Genomic DNA, 5,373 nt, shown 5'->3' with positions numbered 1-5,373 from the left:
TTAAAACGTCAGTAAACTAAGGCCTTGAGTTAATATCGATAGCATACACTAGAAGGGAAGAAAATTTTATGACCAATAGTCACAAAAAGTAAAATATATTGAACTCATATTCAAATAGCCTGTTTTTAAACACCACTAAAGCTTCCTTTAACAATTAAATTTGCTCCTTAATCCCAATAGCATGCAAAGACACGACAGGATTCGAGCTGCCATGTAGAATAATCGATAAGATCATCAGAAAATATTCTGAAAACTAACAGTAATAGGATTACATGTGACACTTATTGAAAAGGTTTGTAGCAAACAGGCTCGGCTCATAATGTTTGATCTGGATGGCACCCTCATTGATTCGGTACCCGACTTAGCCTTTGCTGTCGACTGTATGCTGGTCGACCTACAACGAGAGAAAGCAGGACAAGATAAGGTTCGACACTGGGTGGGCAACGGTGCTGCAATGTTGGTAAAGCGGGCTCTAAGCAATAAGATGATACCCAAGAAAGTAGATGGAGAGCTATTCCAACAAGCCTATCAAAGCTTTTTAGATCACTACCAAGACGTCAGTGGCCGACAAAGTAAACTTTACCCACACGTCAGTAAGACCTTAAAACAACTAAGAGAGCACTACCCTTACCTGGCAGTAATTACGAACAAACCAGAGCAATTCACTCCGGCACTCCTAAAGGCTCATGACTTACCTGAATTTGACTTGATACTTTGTGGTGACTCTTTACCAGAGAAAAAGCCTCACCCGGCTCCGCTTCTGCACTGCATGAATACTTTGGGGTGTCATGTCAGCGAGTCAATCATGGTGGGCGACTCGCTGAGTGATATTAAGGCCGCTAAAGCGGCTGGCGTAGCTGTTATCTGTGTTGAATATGGCTACCACCAAGGAGAAGATCTTTCCAGTTATCAGCCGGAGGCCTTGATCAGCAGCTTTGATGAGCTAGTGAAGTAACTAAAGAAAGAAGAGTGAAAGTTCTGCAGTTCATACTTACGTCATTTATCATCAGACAAAACATACACGATTCTAGGAGGCTCGGGTATATTATAATCTTGCTGCTTACGCGATTTGCCATTACCTGAGTCACCAAACTTGTAGAGAATTTGACCTATCGACAACTTGTACTCAATATCGATGGTAATCCCGGCCTGGCCTTTTTGTTCTTCTAGTGATTGGTCATCCAGTTCTTTTAGCTCTGCAGAACTAAAAGAACTCAGCGCAAGCAAGCTTAAAGCTAATAGCTGATATCTCAATTTAAAGCACATCATTCAGCACTCACTTTAACAAGTGCCTGCTGACATGCTTCGCGCTCATACAAGGCATCTTTATAGGCTTTCATACCGGGCAATAACTCAAACTTAAAGCTTTCCGCCCAAGCTAGGGTATGCGCTAAAGCAATATCAACCATGCTAAAAGCATCGCCTAAGGCAAAAGTCGGAGACTCACCGATCAGCTTCGTCAGTGCCTTTTGTGCCTTTTCGAACTCCCAAAAAGTAGTCGGCAGTACATCAGCGACACGGTGTTCTTTAGGAATGGCAAAACGATGCTTGCCGTTGGTCCACAAAGGCTGCTCCAAGTCGGACAAGATAAAGAACATCAGTTGGTCATAATGACCACGAAGTACCGGATCCGAAGCAGGTGGACATAAGTTCTTATCAGATACAGCGCCAAGATAATTAACAATCGCAGCACTTTCAGTTAATACCAAGGGGCCACCAGAAACAGAACCGTCAGCAAGCGTCGGCACCTTACCTTGAACATTCATGGAACGATAATCTTCACTGTTCGTGCCTTTCTCGCCCGCGCTGCCAAATTCTACCGAGATATATTCGTAATCAAGACCAGCCTCTTCAGCCGCCCAAACACAACGAAAAGAACGTGATGTACCCTTGCCATATAACTTCATCAGTTAACCCTCTATTTTAGTTTCAATGGGGTCAGACTCGATTGATTTTCAATCGAGTCTGACCCCATTGAAACTCTTTGCTCGAAACTTTGCAGGAGACTCGCCCGTCCATCGTTTAAAGGCCCGGCTAAAAGCACTCAATTCAGAAAACCCTAACAAAAATGCAACTTCACTAATAGAAACCTTGTTTTCCTTCAAATAACGCTCAGCTTCTCGCTGCCGAACTTCCTCAACCAAAGACTGAAAGGATACCTGCTCTTTTTTCAGTTTTCGATAAAGCGTATGACGGCTCATATTGAGAGCCTTTGCAGCACGCTCAACGTCCAGTTCTGCATCTTCGGCCAAGTGACGCCGAATAAAACGCCTGACTTTATCTTTGATATCAGAGCTTGAAGCAACCTTGCGAAGCAGCTTTTCAGCATAAGAGGTTAAAACACTAAGCAAATAAGGGTTGCCATGCTTCACTTTCAAATCAAGCGCCGATTTCTTAAACACAATACCAGTCTGCTCTTGAGAGAACTTAAGCTCGCCCTTACAGACTTCCTGATACTTAGCTATATATTCAGGCTGGGCATGCTGAAAGTTAAAGCACTGAACCTTGATTCTCCGACCTGTTAAATAATCACATCGTGCCAGGGCCGTTACCACCATACGCTCCATTTCGGAAATGCAATAACAGTCAGGTGACAAGCTTTTAAATTCTAGGGTTGCCCACTCATCGCCTTCTTTAAGGGTTAGACAAGCGGCCTCATTCACAATACTGAAAAAGCGCGCATACACCTGGAGCACATCACGAAGCGTCTCACACTGAAAGGATGCCTGAGCAACAACACTGAAGCGAGCCGGGTCAATTTCTTCACCTACATAAAGACCAATTTCAGCCTGCTGAGTATAATCCTTGGCGATATCCCAAATCTTGTTTAATTTAGAAATAGGAATACGAGCATCAAGGTTTTCAATATCTTTCCGACTAATACCTGATTGCTGCGCTAACTCTTGCTCTGACATTCCCCTATCAAGTAAGACATGATAGACATCAGAAATTGTACTAATACTGATGCTTGGAGAGGGTGAGGATGCCATGTTTAGCCTTTTTTGTTCTTATCATCTAGCTTCGTTGATCTACTTCACTGCTTTATTGGCCTAGTCTACGCAATACTAAGCCGATAGTTCAATAGTAAAGGAAGGCTTAACGCTCATAAATATCACCGTATGACAAACCTAAAAGCTGGCTAATTTTATTCAGGGAATAAGCTGTTTCTGCCTGCCATTGATCAATCGTTTCTTGTAACAAAGCCCAAGCTTTCTTTGAATTCGGCATCTTGTTAATGCTACCAGCTTGCGCTAGAGCTCCAACAACATCAGCTGAAAGAACCAAGGTATCTACACCTAGTCGCCGTAGAGCTATCTGACCAACCCGTCCACCCAAACGATTTCCACGCGCTTTTAGCAACTGAATATTATCTGTGAAATCTTCAGCTTTCCAGGATGCAAAAAACTCACCTAGAGAACGGTGCTCTTCTATAAGATCTAGTAAGAACATCGCATTTTCTCGAATTGAACTAACCTTTGCCCAATGCTTAACAATCTTGCCGCCTTTCATTTTCTCTTCTAACGCCTCATCAGACAATGACGCGCAATATCGCAAATTGAAGTTAGCGAAGGCTTCTTCAAAGGCGGGCCATTTATTGTCAATGACACTCCAGTTAAACCCTGTCTGAAAGACTATCTTTGAGAAGGCAGATAGCCAACGGTCATCAGATATCGCTAAAATTTCATCTGAGGATAAGGGGGAGTTAAGCGTGGCATTAACTTGCATTGCCCCGCCGTGACGAGCATAGGCTCTTTCTTCAATTTCCGTAAAAGACATCATCGCTAATGGTCATCCTTATATTCTGCTGCAATCTCCGTAAACTCGCCCTCACACGATATGAAAGCAGCCACCACTCTGGGGTCGAAGTGGCTCCCTTCACCATCAAGGATAATTGACTTAGCTTTGTCATGATCAAAAGCTGGCTTGTATACACGTTTACTAATCAAAGCATCGTAGACATCTGCCAAAGCCATTAAACGCGCAGACAGTGGAATAGCATCACCCTTTAAGCCTTGAGGATATCCGCTACCATCCCATTTTTCATGATGAGAGGCGGCAATCTCTCGTGCATAACGCAAGAAAGAATTGCTTCCCAAGCGGGCTTCGGCAACCGCTAAAGAGTCTGCCCCCAATTGCGCATGCGTTTTCATGATCATGAACTCTTCATCTGTTAGCTTGCCTGGCTTGAGCAAGATACTATCTGGAATACCTACTTTACCCACATCATGCAAAGGTGCCGACTTATATAAAAGATCCACCGTCTCAGCATCCAGATAGTCTTTGAAGTCGGGATGTGCACTCAAATGTTCCGCTAGCACACGGACGTAATGCTGAGTTCTCAGAATATGGCCACCGGTTTCATTGTCCCGGGTTTCTGCAAGCGAAGCTAGCGCTAGCACAGACACATCTCGAGTCAATTGAAGTTCGTCCCTATGCTGCTGCAAACTGGCAATCATCGCATTGGTACCCTCAGCCATACGCCCAAACTCATCATGACTGACTACCGGCACTCGCTGTTCCAGGTCACCATTCATCACCTCAAACAAGGTATGATTCTGGTAATAAAGGTACATATTCAAGTTTGTCACATAGGAATATATGATCCGAATACTATATACCAAGAGGACAGCAGCGACGAAGGCTACCTCTTTGAGAATGCTAATGCGCGCATCATTTATATCCAAATAACGGCTACTATCGACCAACCAACTTAGGTCTTTATTAATAACCAAAAAGAATACCGTCGAGATACTGAATACCAATACAATTGCCGCCGCCGAGAACTTCTTACCAAAGGAAAGAAAGTTCTCCCTTAACTGCAATGCCATCGACTGCTTAATGAGATATTGAGCAATATCTTTCTCTCTACCTAAAGATAAATCCAGCGCCACAAACGCGCCGAGTATTAAGGTGCCCATCACAACCTTTAATAAACTATCTAAAGGGGCGCCATGAAACACTAAATTGTGAATATTCAGAGCGATACCGGCGCCTATAAATAAGCTCAGATCTAGAAAGAATTGGAAAGACACCTGACGGTCAAGTGGTTTGCGATCTATCCAGGGAAATAAACTATGAGGCATGTGAAAGTTGAGAGACGAGTGGCCGCACATTATTTGCTAGCAGCCATTGCTTTTATGCTATATGGCGGCCAAGTCTGCCCCTTATTGGAATCGATAACGGCAACTACCCTGGTTTTCCCCATACTCGTTGCTCTAGCTATTCGTTTGTTTAGTATTTCCTGGATAGATCGCAAACCACTTGACCGTCAGGTGTCTTTCCAATTCTTTCTAGATCTGAGCTTATTTATAGGCGCCGGTATCGCTCTGAATATTCACAATTTAGTGTTTCATGGCGCCCCTTTAGATAGTT

Annotated in this window: 6 protein-coding genes and 1 pseudogene; 2 read left to right on the top strand and 5 right to left on the bottom strand. The window is 43.6% G+C overall.

Annotation, left to right across the window (positions count from 1 at the left end; translation table 11 throughout):
* The first annotated feature begins 274 nt into the window (after positions 1–274).
* A complete protein-coding gene (locus A3756_RS08580; RefSeq protein ID WP_231872087.1) occupies positions 275–955 on the top strand; it encodes a phosphoglycolate phosphatase in 681 nt (226 codons plus the stop codon).
* Positions 956–996: 41 nt separating this feature from the next.
* Here the strand turns inward: A3756_RS08580 and A3756_RS08575 are convergent, their stop codons facing one another.
* The 5 genes from A3756_RS08575 to A3756_RS08555 form a co-directional block, all read right to left on the bottom strand.
* A complete protein-coding gene (locus A3756_RS08575; RefSeq protein ID WP_068553332.1) occupies positions 997–1,269 on the bottom strand; it encodes a DUF6160 family protein in 273 nt (90 codons plus the stop codon).
* Positions 1,266–1,907, bottom strand: coding sequence for a glutathione S-transferase family protein (locus A3756_RS08570; RefSeq protein ID WP_082865159.1), 642 nt, complete (start codon positions 1,905–1,907; stop codon positions 1,266–1,268). The genes A3756_RS08575 and A3756_RS08570 overlap by 4 nt, the downstream gene beginning before the upstream one ends.
* A gap of 48 nt (positions 1,908–1,955) precedes the next feature.
* The gene (locus A3756_RS08565; RefSeq protein ID WP_068510461.1) at positions 1,956–2,990 is read right to left on the bottom strand and encodes an AraC family transcriptional regulator; all 1,035 of its coding nucleotides are present in this window, start codon (positions 2,988–2,990) and stop codon (positions 1,956–1,958) included.
* A gap of 106 nt (positions 2,991–3,096) precedes the next feature.
* The gene (locus tag A3756_RS08560; RefSeq protein WP_068510459.1) at positions 3,097–3,780 is read right to left on the bottom strand and encodes a DNA-3-methyladenine glycosylase I; all 684 of its coding nucleotides are present in this window, start codon (positions 3,778–3,780) and stop codon (positions 3,097–3,099) included.
* Positions 3,781–3,782: 2 nt separating this feature from the next.
* On the bottom strand, positions 3,783–5,084 hold the full coding sequence (locus A3756_RS08555) for an HD-GYP domain-containing protein (RefSeq protein ID WP_068553331.1): 1,302 nt from the start codon (positions 5,082–5,084) through the stop codon (positions 3,783–3,785).
* Between A3756_RS08555 and A3756_RS08550 the strand changes: the two are divergent.
* Positions 5,076–5,373 (top strand): annotated as a pseudogene (locus A3756_RS08550) (hypothetical protein); the annotation flags it as partial. The gene A3756_RS08555 and the pseudogene A3756_RS08550 sit on opposite strands and share 9 nt — an antisense overlap.

The organism is Oleiphilus sp. HI0086 (assembly GCF_001635225.1).
Note: the sequence above shows the minus strand (reverse complement) of the source record. Positions and strands in the feature narration are given on the sequence as shown.